General features: G+C 71.8%; 15 protein-coding genes and 1 tRNA gene. 13 read left to right on the top strand and 3 right to left on the bottom strand.

Annotated features, from left to right (window positions below):
* Window positions 1-276: 276 nt before the first annotated feature.
* From ACFZBX_RS20810 to ACFZBX_RS20785, 6 genes are all read left to right on the top strand, one after another.
* Window positions 277-690, top strand: coding sequence for a PaaI family thioesterase (locus ACFZBX_RS20810; RefSeq protein WP_380752151.1), 414 nt, complete (start codon window positions 277-279; stop codon window positions 688-690).
* A gap of 544 nt (window positions 691-1234) precedes the next feature.
* Window positions 1235-2467 (top strand): branched-chain amino acid ABC transporter substrate-binding protein, encoded by a 1233-nt coding sequence (locus tag ACFZBX_RS20805; protein ID WP_391535233.1) that lies wholly within the window; start codon window positions 1235-1237, stop codon window positions 2465-2467.
* A gap of 133 nt (window positions 2468-2600) precedes the next feature.
* Window positions 2601-3530 carry a branched-chain amino acid ABC transporter permease gene (locus tag ACFZBX_RS20800; RefSeq protein ID WP_344342924.1) on the top strand — a complete coding sequence of 310 codons (930 nt, stop codon included), beginning with the start codon at window positions 2601-2603 and terminating at the stop codon, window positions 3528-3530.
* A gap of 5 nt (window positions 3531-3535) precedes the next feature.
* Window positions 3536-5467 (top strand): branched-chain amino acid ABC transporter permease, encoded by a 1932-nt coding sequence (locus tag ACFZBX_RS20795; RefSeq protein WP_391535376.1) that lies wholly within the window; start codon window positions 3536-3538, stop codon window positions 5465-5467.
* Between the two features lie 7 nt (window positions 5468-5474).
* A complete protein-coding gene (locus tag ACFZBX_RS20790) occupies window positions 5475-6332 on the top strand; it encodes an ABC transporter ATP-binding protein (protein WP_391535232.1) in 858 nt (285 codons plus the stop codon).
* Window positions 6329-7045, top strand: coding sequence for an ABC transporter ATP-binding protein (locus tag ACFZBX_RS20785; RefSeq protein ID WP_391535231.1), 717 nt, complete (start codon window positions 6329-6331; stop codon window positions 7043-7045). Before ACFZBX_RS20790 ends, ACFZBX_RS20785 begins: the two co-directional genes overlap by 4 nt.
* Window positions 7046-7100: 55 nt before the next feature.
* On the opposite strand, the gene ACFZBX_RS20780 is transcribed toward ACFZBX_RS20785, so the two are convergent.
* Complete coding sequence (locus ACFZBX_RS20780) at window positions 7101-7763, bottom strand: ANTAR domain-containing response regulator (protein ID WP_380618954.1); 663 nt, start codon at window positions 7761-7763, stop codon at window positions 7101-7103.
* A gap of 91 nt (window positions 7764-7854) precedes the next feature.
* On the opposite strand from ACFZBX_RS20780, the gene ACFZBX_RS20775 reads away from it, so the two are divergent.
* Together ACFZBX_RS20775 and ACFZBX_RS20770 are read left to right on the top strand one after the other, a co-directional pair.
* Window positions 7855-7937 (top strand) — tRNA-Leu (locus ACFZBX_RS20775).
* Window positions 7938-8040: 103 nt separating this feature from the next.
* Window positions 8041-8826, top strand: a complete 786-nt coding sequence (locus ACFZBX_RS20770) for a transposase (RefSeq protein ID WP_391535230.1) — start codon at window positions 8041-8043, stop codon at window positions 8824-8826.
* A gap of 43 nt (window positions 8827-8869) precedes the next feature.
* Here ACFZBX_RS20770 and pyk read toward each other — a convergent pair whose 3' ends face one another.
* The gene (gene pyk / locus ACFZBX_RS20765) at window positions 8870-10300 is read right to left on the bottom strand and encodes a pyruvate kinase (protein WP_391535229.1); all 1431 of its coding nucleotides are present in this window, start codon (window positions 10298-10300) and stop codon (window positions 8870-8872) included.
* Between the two features lie 283 nt (window positions 10301-10583).
* Here pyk and ACFZBX_RS20760 point away from each other — a divergent pair, with 283 nt between their 5' ends.
* From ACFZBX_RS20760 to ACFZBX_RS20750, 3 genes are read left to right on the top strand one after another with little or no spacing between them, the layout of a single operon-like run.
* Window positions 10584-11699: a hypothetical protein gene (locus ACFZBX_RS20760; protein ID WP_391535228.1), complete on the top strand. Its 1116-nt coding sequence runs from the start codon at window positions 10584-10586 to the stop codon at window positions 11697-11699.
* 29 nt (window positions 11700-11728) lie between these two features.
* The gene (locus ACFZBX_RS20755) at window positions 11729-13366 is read left to right on the top strand and encodes a substrate-binding domain-containing protein (RefSeq protein ID WP_391535227.1); all 1638 of its coding nucleotides are present in this window, start codon (window positions 11729-11731) and stop codon (window positions 13364-13366) included.
* Entirely contained in the window at window positions 13353-13913 is a 561-nt protein-coding gene (locus ACFZBX_RS20750) for a hypothetical protein (protein WP_391535226.1), read from the top strand. Before ACFZBX_RS20755 ends, ACFZBX_RS20750 begins: the two co-directional genes overlap by 14 nt.
* A gap of 56 nt (window positions 13914-13969) precedes the next feature.
* Here the strand turns inward: ACFZBX_RS20750 and ACFZBX_RS20745 are convergent, their stop codons facing one another.
* Window positions 13970-17065, bottom strand: a complete 3096-nt coding sequence (locus tag ACFZBX_RS20745; RefSeq protein WP_391535225.1) for an AAA family ATPase — start codon at window positions 17063-17065, stop codon at window positions 13970-13972.
* Between the two features lie 637 nt (window positions 17066-17702).
* On the opposite strand from ACFZBX_RS20745, the gene ACFZBX_RS20740 reads away from it, so the two are divergent.
* Both ACFZBX_RS20740 and ACFZBX_RS20735 read left to right on the top strand, forming a co-directional pair.
* Window positions 17703-18398, top strand: a complete 696-nt coding sequence (locus ACFZBX_RS20740) for a LuxR C-terminal-related transcriptional regulator (protein WP_391535375.1) — start codon at window positions 17703-17705, stop codon at window positions 18396-18398.
* A 194-nt stretch (window positions 18399-18592) separates the two neighbouring features.
* On the top strand, window positions 18593-20419 hold the full coding sequence (locus ACFZBX_RS20735; protein WP_391535224.1) for a bifunctional metallophosphatase/5'-nucleotidase: 1827 nt from the start codon (window positions 18593-18595) through the stop codon (window positions 20417-20419).
* Window positions 20420-20510: the final 91 nt, after the last annotated feature.

Genomic DNA, 20510 nt, shown 5'->3' with positions numbered 1-20510 from the left:
CGACAAAAGGGGCACGCCGGGGGCGGGCGCCCCTCCGGTGCGCTCACGCCCCGGGCGCCACACCCGCTTCCTCCCGTCACCGCCTCTACCGCCGAGTAGGACGGTCGTACGATCACAGGCAGCACGACGACGTGACCCCCGAGCGGCAGGAGCTCCCCCATGACCGATCCGGCCCCCGACGCAGCCACCACCTCCCCCACCGCCTCCCCCGGCACCTTCCCCGGCGCGACCCCGGGCGGCGCCGCCCAGGCCCCCCTCCTCGACGTCTCGCCGGAGATGCTGGAGCACTTCGCCCGGCTCGGCGTGGACCCGGGCACCTTCTCCGGCGGGCGGCTCGGCGAGAAGCTGGGCATCCGGATCGTCGAGGCCTCCGGCGACCGGGTGGTCGGCACCATGCCGGTGGACGGCAACCAGCAGCCGTACGGCCTGCTGCACGGCGGCGCCTCGGCGGCGCTGGCCGAGACGCTGGGCTCGGTCGGCGCGATGCTGCACGCCGGCCCGGGCCGGTACGCGGTGGGCGTGGACCTGAACGCCACCCACCACCGCTCGGCCACCTCCGGCCTGGTCACCGGCGTGGCGACCGCGGTCTTCAAGGGCCGCACCGCCGCCACCTACGAGATCGCGATCACCGACGACACCGGCAAGCGGGTCACCAGCTGCCGCCTCACCTGCATGCTGCGCGACCTCTGACCCGATTCATCGTCAAATCCCTTGCCCGCCCCCTTGTTTGACCTTCGACCGCCCTGGGCAGTCGTTGGTCTGGACAAGGGGGCGGCGGCATGTCCGGGCATTTCGGGCGATGTAACACTGCGTAACAAGTAGGACATCCAAGCAACAGACAGTCTCGGGGGGTCGAACCAGGCGAAAGCAGCCTGTCGGCCCGGTCGTCGTCCGATATTCGGACGCTCACGACCGGTGCCAACACCCCGGACGACGCCGTCCGATTATCGGCGAGGCCAGGAGTCACCTGCCCTTCTACGCCTTACATAGGGCGAGTTGGGAACGGAACCCCCGGCACCAACGGATCGATCGGACCGGAACGACCACATGCTGAGACGACTTCTCTGTGTGCTCATAACAAGAGAATCACAGCCTCGCCGCACCACTGCCCGAGCCGCCGACCGGCATCTAGAGTCACGGCCAGTCACCGCGCCACCGGAATGGGCCAGGCCCACCGCGCATCCAGGCTCCCGCCGTTCAGGCGCGGCGCCCTCCTGAACCGAAGGGGACCCTCGTGCGTCATCGTTCAGCAGTTGTCGTGAGCATTGCCGTGATCGGCGCCCTCACCCTCACCGCGTGCGGTTCCCGCGACGACAAGAAGTCCGGGGACAGCGGCAAGAGCGGCGGCGGGACCACCGTCGTCATCGGCGTCGACGCCCCGCTCACCGGCGACCTCTCCGCCCTCGGCCTCGGCATCCGCAACTCCGTGGAACTCGCCGTCAAGCAGGCCAACGAGAAGAACGAGGTCCCCGGCGTCAAGTTCGAGATCAAGGCCCTCGACGACACCGGCAAGCCCGGACCGGGCCAGCAGAACGCCACCCAGCTGGTCGGCGACAAGGACGTCATCGGCGTCGTCGGCCCGCTCAACTCCAGCGTCGCCCAGTCCATGCAGCAGATCTTCAACGACGCCAAGCTCGTCCAGATCTCCCCCGCCAACACCGGCGTCGCCCTCAGCCAGGGCGAGAAGTGGGCCAGCGGCGAGAAGTCCCGGCCGTTCAAGACCTACTTCCGCACCGCCACCACCGACGCCGTCCAGGGCCCCTTCGCCGCCGACTACCTGGTCAAGGACGCCAAGAAGACCAAGGTCTTCATCATCGACGACCAGAAGACCTACGGCGCCGGCCTCGCCGCCACCTTCAAGGGCCAGTTCCTCAAGAACGGCGGCCAGATCGCCGGCGAGGAGCACGTCAACCCCGACGACCGCGACTTCGCCGCCGTCGTCACCAAGGTCAAGTCCTCCGGCGCCGACGCCGTCTACTACGGCGGCGAGTACCCCGCGGCCGGCCCGCTCTCCCTCCAGCTCAAGGACGCCGGCGTCACCATCCCGCTGATGGGCGGCGACGGCATCCAGAGCGGCGACTTCATCAAGCTCAACCCCAAGGGCCAGGGCGACCTCGCCACCGCCGTCGGCCTGCCCGTCGAGCAGCTGCCCACCGCGGCCAAGTTCATCACCGACTACAAGGCCGCCGGCTTCAAGGACGCCTACGAGACCTACGGCGGCTACTCCTACGACAGCGCCTGGGCCATCATCCAGGGCGTCAAGGCCGTCGCCGCCGCCAACGGCGGGAAGATCCCCGCCGACGCCCGCGCCAAGACCGTCGAGGCCGTCCAGAAGGTCACCTTCGAAGGCGTCACCGGCAAGGTCTCCTTCGACGAGTTCGGCGACACCACCAACAAGCAGCTCACCGTCTACACCGTCAAGGACGGCAAGTGGGCCGTGGAGAAGTCCGGCACCTTCAACGGCTGAACCGCCCCCTGACCCATCGTCAGGCGCACCACAGCACACCGGAGTCAGCGCGCGGGGGAAGCCACGAGCACCCCCGCGCGCACCCACATCCACCACCCACGCGGACACCCACACGCACAACGGAGGCCCAGCGGTGCACGACCTACCGCAGCAGCTGGCCAACGGCCTGATCCTCGGAGCCCTCTACGGGCTCGTCGCGATCGGCTACACGATGGTCTACGGCATCGTCCAGCTCATCAACTTCGCCCACGGCGAGATCGTCATGGTCGGCGGCTTCGGCGCCCTGACCGCCTACCTCGCCCTCCCCGGCGGCACCACCCTGTGGCTGGCCCTACCGCTGATGCTGATCGCCGGCATCCTGGTCTCCACCCTCACCGCCGTCGCCGCCGAGCGCTTCGCCTACCGGCCCCTGCGCACGGCCCCCCGGCTCGCCCCGCTGATCACCGCGATCGGCCTGTCCATCGCCCTGCAGCAACTGGTCTTCGCCTTCTACCCGGACGCCAAGAAGGCCCGGGTCTTCCCGAAGATCCCCGGCGACCCCTTCGAGATCGGCTCCGTCGCCATCCAGCGCAGCGACCTCTTCCTGATCATCGCCGCGCCGCTCTGCATGATCGCCCTCGGCTGGTTCGTCACCCGCACCCGCTCCGGCCGCGCCATGCAGGCCACCAGCCAGGACCCCGACACCGCCAAGCTCATGGGCATCGACACCGACCGGATCATCGTCATGGCCTTCGCCATCGGCGCCGCCTTCGCCGCCGTCGCCGCCGTCGCCTACGGCCTGCGCAGCGGCCAGGTCGACTTCCGGATGGGCTTCCTGCTCGGCCTCAAGGCCTTCACCGCCGCCGTCCTCGGCGGCATCGGCAACATCTACGGCGCCATGCTCGGCGGCATCACCCTCGGCCTCGCCGAAGCCCTCGCCACCGGCTACATCCAGAACCTCCCCGGCATGGACCTCTTCGGAGGCGGCGCCTGGAAGGACGTCTGGGCCTTCGTACTCCTCATCGTCGTCCTGCTCGTCCGGCCCCAGGGCCTGCTCGGCGAGCGCGTCGCGGACAGGGCGTGAGCACCATGACCACCAACAGCACCGAAACCACCCCGGTCATCCCCCTCCCCGGCCGCACCGCCGCCCTCCTCACCGGCCTCGGCGCCCTCGCCGTCGCCGGCTCCGCCCTGATGCCCTGGACCTGGACCCCCGACTTCCCGGGCGACCTCACCTACTACGGCTCCCCCGCCGGACTCCAGTGGCTCGCCCTCACCGCGGGACTCGTCACCCTCCTGCTGCTGCTCGCCACCCAGGGCGTCCCCGGCCTGCGCTGGGCCGCCCCCCGCCACAGCCACAACGCCGTCCTGTTCGCCGCCACCGGCGCCCTCGCCGTCGGCTGGTTCTCCGTCCTCTCCATCGCCACCGACCTCGGCGGCCTCGCCCACCTCGAACCCGGCGGCTGGGGCCTCGCCGCCGGCTCCCTGCTCGCCGTCGCCGGCGCCCTCGGCCTGCCGCTCGACCGGCGCACCGCCGTCCCGCTGCGCATCCTCGACCGACGGCTCTTCGTGCTCGTCCCGGTCGCCCCCGTCGTCTGGTTCGCCACCCACGCGATCCCCGAGGACAAGCCGGTCGCCCCCGTCCTCACCGCGCTCGCCGGCGGCCTCGCCATCGCGACCGGCGCCGTCCTGCTCGTCCAGCTCGGCCACCTCGCCAACACCTGGCTGCGGCTCGGCAACGTCCAACGCGCGCTGCCCACCCCGCGCGAGCTGCCGTCCTGGGCCGAGGTCGGCCTCATCGTGGTCGCCTTCGCCATCGGCCTGTTCGCCATCACCTTCGGCATCGACACCGAGTACGGCGAACTCTTCACCGGCTACCTGCTGCTCGCCGCCGCCGTGATCGCCGCACTCGGCCGCTCCGGCCTGATCGCCCGGCTGCGCGCGCTCACCGTCAAGTACCAGGCCGTCACCACCGGCGCCGCCTTCGCCGCCGCCGCCAGCTTCCCCTTCACCCAGACCAGCGACCAGTACACCTCGGTCGCCACCAACATCCTGATCTTCGCCACCGTCGCCCTCGGCCTCAACATCGTCGTGGGCCTCGCCGGCCTGCTCGACCTCGGCTACGTCGCCTTCCTCGGCGTCGGCGCCTACAGCGCCGCCCTGGTCTCCGGCTCCCCCGCCTCGCCGATCCACGTCCAGTTCCCGTTCTGGGCCGCCGTGCTCACCGGCGCCGTCGTCTCCATGGTCTTCGGCGTCGTCATCGGCGCCCCCACCCTGCGACTGCGCGGCGACTACCTCGCCATCGTCACCCTCGGCTTCGGCGAGATCTTCCGCATCACCATGCTCAACCTCAACGGCACCACCGGCCCCAAGGTCACCAACGGCTCCAACGGCATCCCCCGCATCCCCGACCTCACCATCCTCGGCTGGGACCTCGGCAAGCCCACCACCGTCTTCGGCGTCGAACTCGGCCGGTTCTCCAACTACTACCTGCTGATGCTCCTCGTCACCGCCCTGGTCGTGCTGGTCTTCGCCCGCGTCGGCAACTCCCGCATCGGCCGCGCCTGGGTCGCCATCCGCGAGGACGAGACCGCCGCCGAGGCCATGGGCATCAACGGCTTCCGCCTCAAGCTCCTCGCCTTCGCCCTCGGCGCCTGCCTCGCCGGCCTCGCCGGCACCGTCCAGGCCCACGTCAGCTACACCGTCACCCCCGACCAGTACACCTTCGCCGAGGCCCTCCCGCCCAACTCCGCCTTCCTGCTCGCCGCCGTCATCCTCGGCGGCATGGGCACCATCAGCGGCCCGCTGGCCGGCGCCACCCTCCTCTTCCTCATCCCGAAGAAGCTGGAATTCCTCGCCGACTACCAACTGCTCGCCTTCGGCATCGCCCTCATCGTCCTCATGCGCGTGCGCCCCGAGGGCCTCATCCCCAACCGGCGCCGGCAGCTGGAGTTCCACGAGGCCGCCATCCCCGCACAGCCCACCGGCGACGGCGTCGCCCTCACCAAGGCAGGGGCGTGACCCCCAGATGACCACCGCCAACGCCCCCGCACCCGCCGACGCCGCCCCCGGCCCCGCCGCACCCCTGCTCGACGTCTCCGGCGTCACCATGCGCTTCGGCGGCCTCACCGCCGTCAACAACGTCTCGCTCACCGTCGGCCACGGCGAGATCATCGGCCTCATCGGCCCCAACGGCGCCGGCAAGACCACCTTCTTCAACTGCCTCACCGGCCTCTACGTCCCCACCGAGGGCACCGTCACCTACCGGGGCACCGTCCTGCCCCCCAAGCCCCACCTGGTCACCCAGGCCGGCATCGCCCGCACCTTCCAGAACATCCGGCTCTTCGCCAACATGACCGTCCTCGAGAACGTCCAGGTCGGCCGGCACAGCCGGATGCGCCAGGGCCTGCTCTCCGCCGTCCTGCGCAGCCCCGGCTACCGCCGCTCCGAGGCCGAGAGCCGCGAGAAGGCCATGGAACTCCTGGAGTTCACCGGCCTCGCCGGCAAGGCCGACCACCTCGCCCGCAACCTGCCCTACGGCGAGCAGCGCAAGCTGGAGATCGCCCGTGCCCTCGCCTCCGACCCCGGCCTGCTGCTCCTCGACGAGCCCACCGCCGGCATGAACCCGCAGGAGACCCGGGCCGCCGAGGAACTCGTCTTCGCCATCCGCGACCGGGGCGTCTCCGTCCTCGTCATCGAGCACGACATGCGGTTCATCTTCAACCTCTGCGACCGCACCGCCGTGCTCGTCCAGGGCCAGAAGATCGTCGAGGGCGACCGCGAGACCGTCCAGAACGACGAACGCGTCATCACCGCCTACCTCGGCGCCCCGCTCGAAGGCACCGCGCTCGAAGGCACCGCCCCCGTTACGGAGACCGACCAGTGACCGTACTCCTCGAGGTCCAGGACCTCCGCGTCGCCTACGGCAAGATCGAGGCCGTCAAGGGCATCAGCTTCACCGTCAACCAGGGCGAGGTCACCACCCTGATCGGCACCAACGGCGCCGGCAAGACCACCACCCTGCGCACCCTCTCCGGCCTGCTCAAGCCCACCGCCGGAACCGTCACCTTCGACGGGCAGCCGATCAACACCGTCCCCGCCCACCGGATCGTCGCCCTCGGCCTCGCCCACTCCCCCGAGGGCCGGCACATCTTCCCGCGCATGACCATCGAGGAGAACCTCCTCCTCGGCGCCTTCCTGCGCAGCGACACCGACGGCATCGCCAAGGACGTCGAACGGGCCTACGGCCTCTTCCCCATCCTCGGCGAACGCCGCAAGCAGGCCGCCGGCACGCTCTCCGGCGGCGAACAGCAGATGCTCGCCATGGGCCGGGCCCTGATGTCCCGCCCCAAGCTGCTGATGCTCGACGAGCCCTCGATGGGCCTCTCGCCGCTGATGATGCAGAAGATCATGGCGACCATCGTCGAGCTCAAGGCCGACGGCACCACCATCCTGCTGGTCGAGCAGAACGCCCAGGCCGCGCTCTCCCTCTCCGACCGCGGCTACGTCATGGAGACCGGCTCCATCGTCCTCCAGGGCACCGGCGCCGACCTCCTGCACGACGAGTCCGTCCGCAAGGCCTACCTCGGCGAGGACTGACCCGCCCCGCTCCACGAGGAAGGGCCCGGCGCACCGCCGGGCCCTTCCTCGTCCGCTACTCCGCGGGACCCTCGGCCTCCTCGGCCTTCTTGCGGTCCTGCGCGGCGCCCTCCTCGATGACCGCCTCGGCCACCGCCGCCATCGTCATCCGGCGGTCCATCGACGTCTTCTGGATCCACCGGAACGCGGCCGGCTCGTTCAGCCCGAACTTGGTCTGCAGCACGCTCTTCGCCCGGTCCACCAGCTTCCGGGTCTCCAGCCGCTGGGTGAGATCCGCGATCTCCTCCTCCAGCGTCCGCATCTCCGTGTACCGGGACACCGCCATCTCGATCGCGGGCACCAGGTCGCTCTTGGAGAACGGCTTGACGATGTACGCCATCGCCCCCGCGTCCCGCGCCCGGTCCACCAGCTCCCGCTGCGAGAACGCGGTCAGCATCAGGACCGGCGCCAGGTGCTGCTCATGGATCTGCTCGGCCGCCGACAGCCCGTCCAGCACCGGCATCTTCACGTCCAGGATCGCCAGATCCGGCTTCAGCTCCTGCACCAGCCGGACCGCCGTAGCGCCGTCCCCGGCCTCCCCGACGACGGTGTACCCCTCCTCCTCCAGCATCTCCTTCAGATCGAGACGGATCAGCGCCTCGTCCTCGGCGATCACAATCCGGGTGATCTGGGGCGAATCGGTCTCAAGCGGCTCTGCCTGCTCGTCGGCGGTGCTCACGGGGCTCCTCGTTCCGGCGGGGTACTGCATGCACGAGGGTACCTAGCTGCGCCGAACGATGCGCGCAGGGTATCCTTCACGGGCGCGACTAGCCGGGTTGGTGGAAGGGCAGACACGATCGCCTCAAAAGCGATTGCCTGAAAGGGCGTGTGGGTTCGAATCCCACACTCGGCACAAGAATTTCCTCATATTCCCAGGCAGTGGGAAGTTCATCACATCGAGTGGCCTTCAGCAAAGGCCCTGCGACGGTCCGCGCCTCCCGCAGAGGCTGGCGCGCATGACCACGAATTCCGTGCGCGAACAAGCCGTCCACCTCCTTCGCGGAGGCATGCGCAACACCGAGGTGGCCCGCCGGTTCGGCGTTCCGCCCGGCACCGTCTCCTGGTGGAAGCACCAGGACCGCGCCAAGCACAGCGAGCTCCCCGGCCGGAAACGCTCCACCTGCGTCCACTGCTTCGGCGACACACTCGACCCTCCCGCCTACGCCTACCTCCTCGGCCTCTACCTCGGTGACGGCCACATCACCTGGCCGGAACAACACCGCACCGCCAGCCTCTTCATCAGCTGCGACGCCAAGTGGCCCGGCGTCATCGACGCCGTCGACCGGGCCATGCGCCAGGTGATGCCGCGCAACCGGCCCTGCCGAGTCCGGCGGCCCGGCTGCTACGTGGTCAAGCTCTACTCACAGCACCTGTACTGCTACTTCCCCCAGCACGGCCCCGGCAAGAAGCACGAGCGCACCATAGCCCTGGAGCCATGGCAGCAGGAGATCGTCGACGCCCACCCCTGGGAGTTCCTCCGCGGCCTGATCCACTCCGACGGCTGCCGCATCACCAACTGGACCACCCGCACGGTCGGCGGCGCCCAGAAGCGCTACGAGTACCCGCGCTACTTCTTCACCAACACCTCGACCGACATCATCCGCCTCTTCACCGACACGCTCGACGCCGTCGGCGTGCAGTGGAAGGCCTCGATCCCCCGGCCGACCGGCCAGGTCAACATCTCCGTCGCCCGCAAGGAGTCCGTATCCCTCATGGACGCCCACATCGGGCCCAAGCACTGACAGCGGCGCGGCCCCGAGGAGGCGCCGCGCCGCTGGTACGAGGTCAGTTGTCCAGGGTGCCGACGTGGTGGACGCGGACGAGGTTGGTGGAGCCGGTGAGGCCGGGTGGGGAGCCGGCGGTGATGACGACGATGTCGCCCTTCTGGCAGCGGCCGAGGGAGAGCAGGGCGGCGTCGACCTGCTCGACCATCTCGTCAGTGGTGGGCGCGAACGGGCCGAGGAAGGTCTCCACGCCCCAGGTGAGGGCGAGTTGGCTGCGGACGGCCGGTTCGTAGGTGAAGGCGAGGACGGGGATCGGCGAGCGGTAGCGGGTCAGCCGGCGGGCGGTGTCGCCGGACTGGGTGAAGGCGACCAGGTACTTGGCGTGCAGGAAGTCGCCGATCTCCGCGGCCGCGCGGGCGACGGCGCCGCCCTGGGTGCGGGGCTTGGTGCCCGGGATGAGCGTGGGCAGGCCGGCGGAGAGGATGTCCTGCTCGGCGGCCTCGATGATCCGGCCCATCGTGCGGACCGTCTCGGACGGGTACTTCCCGACCGAGGTCTCGCCGGAGAGCATCACCGCGTCGGTGCCGTCGAGGACGGCGTTGGCGACGTCGGAGGCCTCGGCGCGGGTGGGCCGGGAGGAGTTGATCATCGAGTCGAGCATCTGGGTCGCCACGATGACCGGCTTGGCGTTCCGCCGGGCGAGCTTGACGGCCCGCTTCTGGACCATCGGCACCTGCTCCAGCGGCATCTCCACCCCGAGGTCGCCGCGGGCCACCATGACCCCGTCGAAGCGGTCCACGATGGAGTCGAGGTTCTGCACCGCCTGCGGCTTCTCGACCTTGGCGATGACCGGGACCCGGCGCCCCTCCTCGTCCATCACCCGGTGGACGTCCTCGACGTCCCGCCCGCTGCGGACGAAGGAGAGCGCGACCAGGTCCGCCCCGGCCCGCAGGGCCCAGCGCAGGTCGGCGATGTCCTTCTCGCTGAGCGCGGGCACCGAGACGGCGACGCCGGGGAGGTTGAGGCCCTTGTGGTCGGAGACCAGGCCGCCCTCGACGACGACGCAGCGGACCCGCGGCCCGTCCACCCCGACGACCTCCAGGGTGACCCGCCCGTCGTCGACGAGGATCCGCTCGCCGGCGGTGACGTCCCCGGCGAGCCCGGGGTAGGTGGTGCCGCAGCCGTTCTGGTCTCCCTCGACGCCATTGTCGGTGGAGATGGTGAACTCGTCGCCGCGTTCGAGAAGTACGGGACCCTCGGCGAAGGTGCCGAGGCGGATCTTCGGGCCTTGAAGGTCGACGAGAACGCCGACGCTGCGGCCGGTCTCGTCCGAGGCCTTGCGGACCCGGCGGTAGCGCTCCTCGTGCTCGATGTGGGAGCCGTGGCTCAGATTGAGTCGGGCGATGTCCATCCCGGCGTCGACCAGGGACTTGATCTGGTCGTAGGTGTCGGTGGCGGGCCCGAGGGTACAGACGATTTTTGCTCGGCGCATACTGCTGAGAGTAGGCATTACCGGCGCGTAACGACGATGCGGGTCCGGACAAGAGGATGGCCGTTGCCGTAAGGAGAGTTGAACAATCTGACACAACGTCGGACCGGTGTGCGAGAGGTTCCCCGGAGTCGTCGGCGCCCGTTCCCTGATGCGATTCCGTGAAGGTGTGTTCACCCCTGGTTCACCGTCACTTCCGCCGCCGCTCGCGGCGCGGCGGGACGCTCGTCATCCCGGTGCGATGCCGGGGCCCGGAAGTGGTTCCGACGAGGGGGAAACGTCCGGCATGAAGCGTGGTGCGTTCGGGGTCGTGGTGGCACTACTGGTGGCCGCCGGCCTGGTGTTCACGGCCGTGAACCTGTTCAAGAAGGACCCGGAGCAGTCCGTGGTCAAGATCACCGGCGTCATCGGATCGGAGAAGGGCCCGTTCTTCGCGGATCCCGAGGTCAAGGCCGCGCTGGCCAAGAGGGGGCTTGAGGTCAGCGTGCAGAGCGCCGGCTCCTGGCAGATGAACGACGTCGGGAAGGGCTCGGCGGACTTCGTCTTCCCGGCGAGCCAGCTGCCGGCCGACGAGATCGCCCGGCAGAACCAGCTGACCGGGACGCCGCCCCGGCCGTTCTACTCGCCGCTGGTGATCGTCACCCACTCGGACGTCGCCGCCGTCCTCAAGGGCAACAACCTGGCGAAGAAGGCCGAGAACGGCGTCTGGACGTTCGCGATGGACGAGTTCCTCAAGGCGGTCTCCGCCAACCGGACCTGGGAGCAGCTCACCGCGGAGAACCGGCCCAACGCTCTCGCCGGGGACATCTTCCTGACCACCACCAATCCCGACACGTCCTCGTCCGGGACGCTCTACGTCGCGATGCTCGCCTACCTGCTGAACAACCACCAGGTGGTGACGGACCAGGCGACCGTGGGCTCCATCGGTCCGGCGCTGAAGGCCGCGGTCACCAAGCAGGGGATCATGAAGAGCTCCACCGAGGAGCCCTTCCTGGACTTCGTCTCCGGAAACGGCCGCCCGCTGGTCCTCGCCTACGAGTCGCAGGCGCTCGACCTGGTCATGAAGAAGACGGCCCCGGACGACATGGTGGTGCTCTACCCGGACACCACCATCACCTCCGACCACACGCTCGTCGGCTTCACCGACAACGGGCGCAAGCTCGGGGAGGCGCTGGCCGACGACGCGAAGCTGCGGGAGCTGGAGGTCAAGTACGGCTTCCGGCCGCTGGGCGGCGTGGCCGGCGCGGAGGCGTTCACGAAGCAGGTGCAGAGCGTCAACGCCGCACAGAGCAACCCGAAGTTCGCGTTCGCCACCGATCTGCAGGCGGCGAACGTCAACAAGGCCACGGTACCGACCGCCGAGATCATGAAGAGCCTGGTCCAGGCGGCGAAGAAGCAGTGACGGGGGACATGGGGACGGGAGCGAGCAGGATGCGCAAGAACGGTGTTCGGGGCCTGGCCCTCGGGTTGGCCCTGCTGGTGGCGACGGTGACGGCGTGCACGTCCTCGCCCGCGCCGGCCCCGCCGAAGCCGAGCGACCCGCCGGCGCCGAGCGCGCAGGCGGGGGTGCTGCGGGTGCTGGCCGGCAGTGAACTCCAGGACATGGCGCCGGTGCTGGAGGAGGCCCAGAAGGCCACCGGGGTGACCGTGCAGTTCGCCTGGACGGGGTCGCTGGACGGGGCGGACGCGGTGTCCTCGGGCAAGGCGGACGGGAAGTACGACGCGATCTGGTTCCCGTCGAACCAGTATCTGCACCTGGACGAGGGGAGCAAGTCGAAGCTGCTGTCCGAGACGCCGGTGATGGCCTCCCCGGTCGCCTTCGGCATCCGCTCCTCGGTGCTCAACGACCTCGCGTGGGGCGACGGTTCGAAGGTGACCTGGGGCAATCTGGCGGAGGCCGCGACGTCCGGGAAGCTGGCGTACGGGATGGCGGACCCGTCGCGGTCGAACTCGGGCTTCTCCGCGCTGGTGGCGGTGGCCTCGGCGTTCTCGGGGGCGACCTCGGCGCTGACCGAGGCGGACGTGCAGAAGGCGACGCCGCAGCTGAAGCAGTTCTTCGCCGGGCAGAAGCTGACCTCGGGCTCGTCGGGCTGGCTGGCCCAGGCGTACACCAGGGCCGAGCAGGGTTCGGTCGGGGCGCTGGTGAACTACGAGTCGGTGCTGCTGTCGTTGAACAAGACGCTGACGCCCGAGCAGCAGCTCACCGTGGTCCGTCCGACCGACGGCGTGATCTCGGCGAACTACCCGCTGACCCTGCTGAGTTCGTCGCAGCAGCGGGAGCGCGAGTCGTTCCAGCGGCTGACCGCCTACCTGTTGAAGGAGGACGTGCAGAAGCGGATCTCGGACCTGACGCTGCGCCGGCCGGTCACGCCCGGGTCGGTGCCGGCGGCGGGGCTGCCGAAGGACCGGCTGCGCGAGCTGCCGTTCCCGGGCACCAGGACGGTGGCGGACGGCCTGCTGTCCACGTACCAGAACGAGCTGCGCCGGCCTTCGCGGACGGTGTACGTGCTGGACACCTCGGGCTCGATGGCCGGGTCGCGGCTGTCGTCGTTGAAGACGGCGATGGGGCGGCTGACGGGCACGGACGACACCCGGGGGGTGCGGCGGTTCCGGGACCGCGAGGAGGTCACGCTGATCTCGTTCGCGTCGAAGGTGAAGTCGACCAAGACCCACTCGGTGCCGTCCGGTGCGGGCGCGCAGCAGGAGTTGAAGGCGATCGACGGCGACGTGCAGTCGCTGGCGGCGGACGGCGGGACGGCGGTGTACTCCTCGTTGCAGGAGGCGTACCGGGTGATCGAGCGCCAGCAGTCGGCGGCGAAGGACGACCGTTTCACCTCGATCGTGCTGATGACGGACGGGGAGAGCAACGAGGGGGCGTCGGACAAGGACTTCCGGGCCTTCTACGACGGGCTGCCGGCGGAGCGGAAGTCGGTGCCGGTGTTCCCGATCCTGTTCGGTGACGCGGCGAAGGGGCAGTTGCAGGGGATCGCGGACCTGACCGGCGGCAAGCTGTTCGACGGGACGGGCTCGCTGGACGGGGCGTTCGAGGAGATCCGTGGCTACCAGTAATGGTGGCGGCGGGTCCGGCAACCGGTTCTGGGCCTACCTGACCTCCACCCGCTTCTCCGTCGCCGGAGGAGCGGGTGTGGCCACGGGGGCGACGGCCTACGTCCTCCAGGCGCCGCCGGCGATGTGGCTGCTGATCGCGGCGGGGTCGTACGTCGCGACGGTGACCCTGTGGCGGAAGCCGCCGCCGGACGGCCCGGTCGAGCCGGTCAACCCGGCCAACCCGGTCGAGCCGGTCGGGCGGCTCGGGGGCGAGGAGGTCCCGCCCGTCCTCCCCCCGCGGCTGTGGCCGCAGCTGGAGGAGCTGGCGTCGTTCGTCGGTTCGGCGCCGCTGCCGGCGTCGGCGAACGTGCCGGGGCTGCTGGTGCGGCTGCGCACGGCCGGTCCGGGGCCGACCACCGAGCCGATCGTGCAGCGGCGGCTGCCGCTGGCGGTGGACGGCTACCTGCGGGCGCTGACCTGGCAGCCGTGGGTGCCGGACGGCGCCGATCCGGCGGCCGAACTGGCCCGGGCGGTGGACGAGATGGCGGCCCTGGTCCCGGCGTCCTGACGGCCCGCACCGGAGCACCCGGCCGGCCCCGGTCCCTCCGACCGGGGCCGGCTTCGTCATGCCTCCAGGGCACCGGGCAGTTCGACCCGGCGGCGCACGCCCAGTTTGCGGAAGCTGTTGGTGAGGTGGGTCTCCACCGTGCGGACCGCGAGGTGGAGCATGGCGGCGATCTCGGCGTTGGAGTGCCCGGCGGCGGCGAGGCGGCAGATGCGCAGTTCGCTGTCGGTGAGCGCCTCGGCGCCGGCGTGGTCGGCGCGGGCGTTGCGGGCGCCGGAGGCGCGCAGCGACTCCATGGCGGCGGCCCGGTGGCGAACTGCGCCTAGGCGTTCGGCGCGGCCGGCGGCCTCGCGCAGGGCGCGGCGGGCGGCGCCGCGCCGGCCGCCGTCGCCGAGCAGGCGGCCGAAGGTGATGAGGGCGGGGATGAGTTCGGTGTCGATCTCGGCGGTGCGCAGCAGGTCGACGGCCTCGGCGGCGAGGTCGAGGCCGTGGCGGCCGCCGGTGGCGGCGGCGAGGGCGCGCAGGGCGCGGCCGACGGTGCGGGGGGTGCCCCAGACGCGGGCGAGCCGCAGTTCCTCCTCGGCGAGGGTGACGGCGGGGCCGGGTTCGCCGAGTTGGAGGTGGCATTCGGCGGCGATGGAGCGCCAGGGGGTGACGATGGGGCTGCGGACCTGGCGTTCGCTCTGGCGGCGGCCGCATTCGAGGAGGTCGGTGAGGGCTTCGGCGGGTTCGCCGGAGGCGAGTCGGAGCAGGCCGCGGGCGTAGAGGTACTCGTTCCATTCCCAGGAGTCCTGGGCGCGGTCGGCGGCGACGGCGCGGGCGAGGCCGTGGGCCTGCCAGAGCCGGCCGGTCTCGACGAGGGCGATGACGCTCTGGGCGACGAGGTGGGCGTTCTGCTGGCCGAGGAGTTCGGCGTAGCGGCCGGGGGCGGTGTCGTCGGCGGGGGTGGCGGCGGTCCACCAGGACGGGCCGGTGGCGGTGTTGGGGCGGCCGGGGGCGCCCCAGGTGCGGGTGCGGGGCAGTTGGGGCGATCCCCAGGGGGTGGGTTGGAGGGCGGGGACGGGGGGTTTGGTGGTGGGCGCCGCGGGGGCGGTGAGGGCGTAGTCGTCGAGCAGGGCCTGGTACTCGCCGCGCATGATCCTGGTTTCGGCGCGGACGCTGAGCAGGCACTGGTAGCCGGGGTCGAGGGGGCCGCCGCGGTAGTCGGCGAAGCCGCGGGCGACGATCTCGTCGGCCTGGTCGAGGAGGTCGGCCCATTGGGAGAGGGTGGCGAGGGAGACCAGGAGGTAGGAGCGGCAGAGCGGGTCGACGGGGGCGTCGTGGAGTTCGCGGACGCGTTCGGCGACCTCGGCGGCGGAGAGCAGTCCGCTGGTGGCGTCGAATTCGGTGAGCAGGGAGAAGGCGGGCGGGGCGAGGCGGTGGGGGGTGCGGGTGGCGAGGCGTTGGACGCCTTCGACGACCTGGAGCCAGCTGCGGCCGTCGTGGGCGGCGATCTGGGCGGTGGCGGCCTGGACGGCGTGGAGGACGTCCTCCTGATCGGCGAAGCGGTGGGCGAGCTCGTCCATGAGTTCGAGGGCGGCGGCGGTGTCGCCGCGGGTGGCGAGGACGGCGCCGAGGGTGTTGGCGGCGCGGAAGACGCCTTCGTCGGTCTGCTGGAGGTGGACGGCTTCGGCGAGGTGGCGCAGGCCGACGGTGCGTTCGGCGGGGCCGAGGGTGACTTCGAGGCTGCCGAGTTCGGTGAGCAGCAGGCCGCGCTGGCGGTCGGTGAGGGGTTCGGCGAGGACGCGGCGCAGCAGGGCGGCGGCGTCGGCGGGGTGGTCGTCCTCGGCGGCCCGGCGGGCGGCGCGGCGCAGGGTGTCGGCGGCCCAGCGGGGGGTGGGGGCGGGGGTGAGCAGGAGGTGGCCGGCGACGGTTTCGTCGGGGGCGCCGGTGCGGTGGAGGTGTTCGGCGGCGGCGAGGTGGACTTCGGCCCGGTGGCCGGGGGCGTGGCCGGTGAGGACGGCGTCGGCGAGCAGGGGGTGGGCGAAGCGGGGCCAGTGGCCGGGGCCGGGGGCGTCGAGCAGGCGGTGGAGGGTGAGGTGGGCGAGCCAGCCGGCGAGCCGGCCTGGGTCGGCGGCGGTGAGTTCGGCGAGCAGCGGGACGGGGTCGAGGGTCGGGGTTCCGGGGGCGGGGGCGGTGTCGGCGGCGGGGTGTTCGCGCATCCGGGCGAGGACGCGGGCGGCGGTGACGGCGCGGTGGCCGGCGCCGTGCAGCCAGGCGTCGACGGCTTCGGCGAAGGCGCCGCCGGGCAGGGCGCCGCAGCGCTCGGGCAGGGCGGCGGGCAGTTCGGTGGGGTGGATCGTCGGGTGGACCGTCGAGTGGGCCGGGGGCTGCACCTGGGCCGGGGCGGCCGTGGGGATGGCGGCGGAGATGGCGTCGGTCCCGGCCGCCGTGAGGTCGGCGAGCAGGGCGGTGAGCAGCAGCGGGTTGCCGCCGCTGGCGCGGGCGCAGTCGGCGGCGAGGCCGGGGGGCGCGTCGGATCCGAGGTGGCGGCGGGCGATCCGGACGGCGGCGGGGGTGCCGAGCGGGGCGAGGCGCAGGGTGGTGGCGAGGTCGGGGGTGAGGTCGCGGGTGAAGCGGCCGGGCGGGGTGTCGAGGGTGGCCTGGCGGTGTTCGGTGGCGATCAGCAGGGCGGGCAGCCGGTCGATGCGGCGGGCGACCTGGCGCAGCCAGCGGCGGGAGGGCTCGTCGGCGAGGTGGATGTCGTCGAGGGCGAGCAGCAGCGGGTGGTGGGTGCCGTGCAGGCGCAGCAGGGACCAGAGGGTGGCCTCGGCGGTGTCGGGGTCGGTGGCGCCGGCGGGGTGGGCGGCGGGGGCGGGGCCGGCGGGGGTGCGGCCGTAGGGGCCGGCGGGGGTGGGGCCGGTGTCGAAGAGCTGGCGGGCGGCCGCGTAGGGGGTGGCGGTCTCCTCGGCGGAGCAGCGGGCGCGCAGCACGGTGGTGCCGTCGGCGGCGGCGCGGCGGGCGGCTTCGGCGAGCAGCGCGGTGCGGCCGGTGCCGGTGGCGCCGGTGATCAGCAGGACGTGGCCGGTCCCGTGGCGGGCGGCGTCGGCCCGGTCGGCGATCTGCCGGAGCTCCGGTTCGCGTTCCACGAGGTGGGTGGACGTGGTGGTGCTCATCCCCGGTTTCCCCTCTCTCCCCTTCTGCCCTTCCCGGCCGCCTGCCGGTGTCCGATCGGGCAGTATCCGCCGTTGTACCGGGTAAACGGCTTGACGTGCCAACCACGCGTTACCGGTGAGTCCGGTTCTCGCCGTGACGCGATGGACCCCGGTGGACCCGTGGGTTCCCGCGGTTCGGCCCGGACGGGCCGATTCCGGTTGCCGCGAGGGCAGGTCCATCACCCGTAGGACCCCAGGGGGCGGCCCGGGCGTTGCCCCCGTCGATCGGCGGGGACTGCCCGGCGGGCCCGATCTCGTGGTGGACCACGATGGCCGGGGACCTGCCCGGGCGGGAAGCATGGTGGCAGTTTCCGGGGCACGGGCAGCGCTCCCGGATCGCCGTCGAAACGGCCGGCCGTCCCGGGTGGGGCGCACAGCCCTGAGGTTCGGGGTCCGCCGGGTGGCCGGGCCGGCTTCTCCCAGGAGGGGGCCAGATTTGACTGTTCTGCACACCGAGTACGACCGCCGTGGTACGGCGGTCCGGGCTTCGGCGCCCGCCGCGCGCACGGTCCCGCCGCAGCGTCCGGTGGCGTCCCGTGCGGTCGCCGGGACCGGGCACGTGTCGGGCACGGCCGCGGTGGCGGCCACTCATCCGCCGGTGTCCGCCGCCGTGGCGGCGCGCACCACGGCGGGGGCCGGGCGGCCGGTCGCCGCCGCGGCGGCCCGCACCTCGACGGTGCCGGTCGCCGTCCAGGCCGCCGACCCGCTCTCCCGGGCGGGTGCGGAGGCGCAGCTGCGCCGCTTCCCGGGGATCGCCGTCGTGGACCCCGCGGGGGCGGCCACGCCGGGCACGGTCACGGTGCTGGTCGCCGAGTCCGCCGACGCGGCCGCGACGGCGGCGCTGCGCCGGCTGGTGCGCGGCGGCGGCCAGCGGGTGGTGCTGGTGGTCGAGCGGCTGCGCGAGAGCGAGCTGATGGAGGCCGTCGAGTGCGGCGTCGCGGCGATCCTGTGGCGCCGGGAGGCGACGCCGGAGCGGCTGGGGCGCGCGGTGCTGGCCGCGGCCCGGGGCGAGGGCGACCTGCCGGCGGATCTGCAGGGGCGGCTGATCGCCCAGGTGGGCCGCCTCCAGCGGTCCGTGCAGGGCATGCCGGGGCAGGCTCCGGCGGGCCTGTCGGAGCGGGAGTCGGACGTGCTGCGGCTGGTCGCGGAGGGGTGGGACACCGGGGAGATCGCGGCCCGGCTGTCCTACTCGGAGCGGACCGTCAAGAACGTGCTGCACGGCCTGACGACCCGTCTCCAGCTGCGCAACCGGGCGCACGCGGTCGCCCACGCGGTTCGTGAGGGGTACATCTAGATCCCGCCACCCGAGCGGGCAGGTGCGGAGTACCGCGCCTGCCCGCTCGCGTCATGAACGAGTCGCCAAGATCTCATCTGCCGGAAAGGTCTGGGGGCTACCCATCGGGGTGACCGCGCGGGCACACTTCTACGCGCGTACTTCTACGCGCGTCACCGAGGTCCGTTCCGCAGTCCCAACGGGAGAGTCGCCCCATGTCCCTGAACCGCCGTGACTTCGTCACCCGGTCCGCCGCCACCGCCGCCGGCGCCGCCCTCGTGAGCGGGGCCTCCCTCGCCGCCGCCTCCCCCGCCGCGGCGGCCGGGCCGGACGAGGCCCGCGCCAAGGGCCGGACCAAGCGTCAGGCCTTCACCGTGATGGGCACCACCGACCTGCACGGCCGGGTGCTCAACTGGGACTACTTCACCGACACGGTCTACGCCGACAAGGCGCACAACGAGGTCGGCCTCGCCAAGATCTCCACGCTCGCCAAGCAGGTCCGCGAGGAGAGGGGCTGGGACCGCTGCCTGCTCATCGACGCCGGTGACACCATCCAGGGCACCCAGCTGACGTACTACTACGCCCGCGTCGAGCCGATCGCCACCGAGGCCGACACCGCGCCCGAGCACCCGATGGCGCTCGCCATGAACACCATGGAGTACACCGCCGCCGCGCTCGGCAACCACGAGTTCAACTACGGCATCGACACCCTGCGCGCCTACGAGGAGCAGCTGGACTTCCCGCTGCTGGGCGCCAACGCGCTGCACGCCCGCAACGACCGGCCGGCCTTCCCGCCGTACGTGATCCGCAAGCTGAAGCTGGGCAACGGCCCGGCCCTCAAGGTCGGCATCGTCGGCCTGACCAACCCGGGCATCGCGATCTGGGACAAGGCCAACGTCGCCGGGAAGATGACCTTCCCCGGCATCGTCGAGACCGCGCGGACCTGGGTGCCGAAGGTCAGGGCGGCCGGCGCGGACGTCGTCGTGGTCGCCTGCCACTCCGGCACGGACGAGGCCACCTCCTACGGCGACCAGCTGCCCTGGCCGGAGAACGCCTCGGTGGCGCTGGCCGAGCAGGTGCCGGGCATCGACGCCGTCCTGGTGGGCCACGCGCACAAGGAGATCGCCCAGCGCCTGGTCGTCAACAAGGAGACCGGGAAGACGGTCGTGCTCTCCGAGCCGCTGTGCTGGGGCCAGCGCCTGACCTGCTTCGACTTCGAGGTCGAGTTCGACAGGGGCGCGTGGAAGGTCGTCTCGCTCTCCTCCCGGGTGCTGAACTCCAACACCGTCCCCGAGGACCCGGAGATCGTCGGCCTGATGAGCGACCAGCACAAGAAGGTCGTCGCCTACGTCAACCAGGTCATCGGCACCGCCAGGACCGAGCTGTCCATCGCCGAGGCGCCGTTCCGGGACACCCCGATCATCGACCTCATCGGCCGGGTCCAGGCCGACGTGGTGCGCGCCGCGCTGGCCGGCGGCCAGTACGCCGGGCTGCCGGTGCTCGCCCAGGCCGCGCCGTTCAACCGCACCGCGCGGATCCCGGCCGGCCAGGTCAAGCTGCGCGACGCGGCCGGCCTGTACATCTACGAGAACACCCTGGAGGCCCGCATCCTGACGGGTGCCCAGATCAAGGACTACCTGGAGTTCTCGGCGAAGTACTACGCGCAGCTCGCCCCGGGCGCGCCGGTCGACCGGGCCACGCTGACCAACGCGCAGAACACCCCGGACTACAACTACGACGCGGTGTACGGCGTCTCGTACGACATCGACATCGCCCAGCCGGTCGGCTCGCGGATCGTCGGCCTGTCCTTCGAGGGCCGGCCGATCGACCCCAACGCCCGGTTCGTCCTCGCGGTCAACAACTACCGCGCCAACGGCGGCGGCAACTTCCCGCACGTCGCGGCGGCCCAGCTGGTGTGGGCCAACTCGGACGAGATCCGCAACGCGATGATCACCTGGGTGAAGGAGAAGGGCGTCATCGACCCGGCGGACTTCTTCACCGAGTCCTGGCGCCTGGTCCGGGAGGGCCGGCCGGTCTTCTAGGGCGCGTCTTGTGGATCTTGTCGGATCAGGCCGCGGCGTTGGGGTGCGTGCATCGCAAGGCGGAGGAGGGAGCCACTGCGGAGCATTGGCG

The organism is Kitasatospora sp. NPDC008115, from assembly GCF_042957205.1.
Lineage (GTDB): Bacteria > Actinomycetota > Actinomycetes > Streptomycetales > Streptomycetaceae > Kitasatospora.
Note: the sequence above shows the minus strand (reverse complement) of the source record. Positions and strands in the feature narration are given on the sequence as shown.

Coding starts and splice junctions, on each gene's coding strand:
- ACFZBX_RS20810 (WP_380752151.1), top strand. CDS start 277: ATGCTGGAGCACTTCGCCCGGCTCGGCGTGGACCCGGGCACCTTCTCC.
- ACFZBX_RS20795 (WP_391535376.1), top strand. CDS start 3,536: ATGACCACCAACAGCACCGAAACCACCCCGGTCATCCCCCTCCCCGGC.
- ACFZBX_RS20790 (WP_391535232.1), top strand. CDS start 5,475: ATGACCACCGCCAACGCCCCCGCACCCGCCGACGCCGCCCCCGGCCCC.
- ACFZBX_RS20770 (WP_391535230.1), top strand. CDS start 8,041: ATGACCACGAATTCCGTGCGCGAACAAGCCGTCCACCTCCTTCGCGGA.
- pyk (WP_391535229.1), bottom strand. CDS start 10,300: ATGCGCCGAGCAAAAATCGTCTGTACCCTCGGGCCCGCCACCGACACC.
- ACFZBX_RS20760 (WP_391535228.1), top strand. CDS start 10,584: ATGAAGCGTGGTGCGTTCGGGGTCGTGGTGGCACTACTGGTGGCCGCC.
- ACFZBX_RS20755 (WP_391535227.1), top strand. CDS start 11,729: ATGCGCAAGAACGGTGTTCGGGGCCTGGCCCTCGGGTTGGCCCTGCTG.
- ACFZBX_RS20745 (WP_391535225.1), bottom strand. CDS start 17,065: ATGAGCACCACCACGTCCACCCACCTCGTGGAACGCGAACCGGAGCTC.
- ACFZBX_RS20735 (WP_391535224.1), top strand. CDS start 18,593: ATGTCCCTGAACCGCCGTGACTTCGTCACCCGGTCCGCCGCCACCGCC.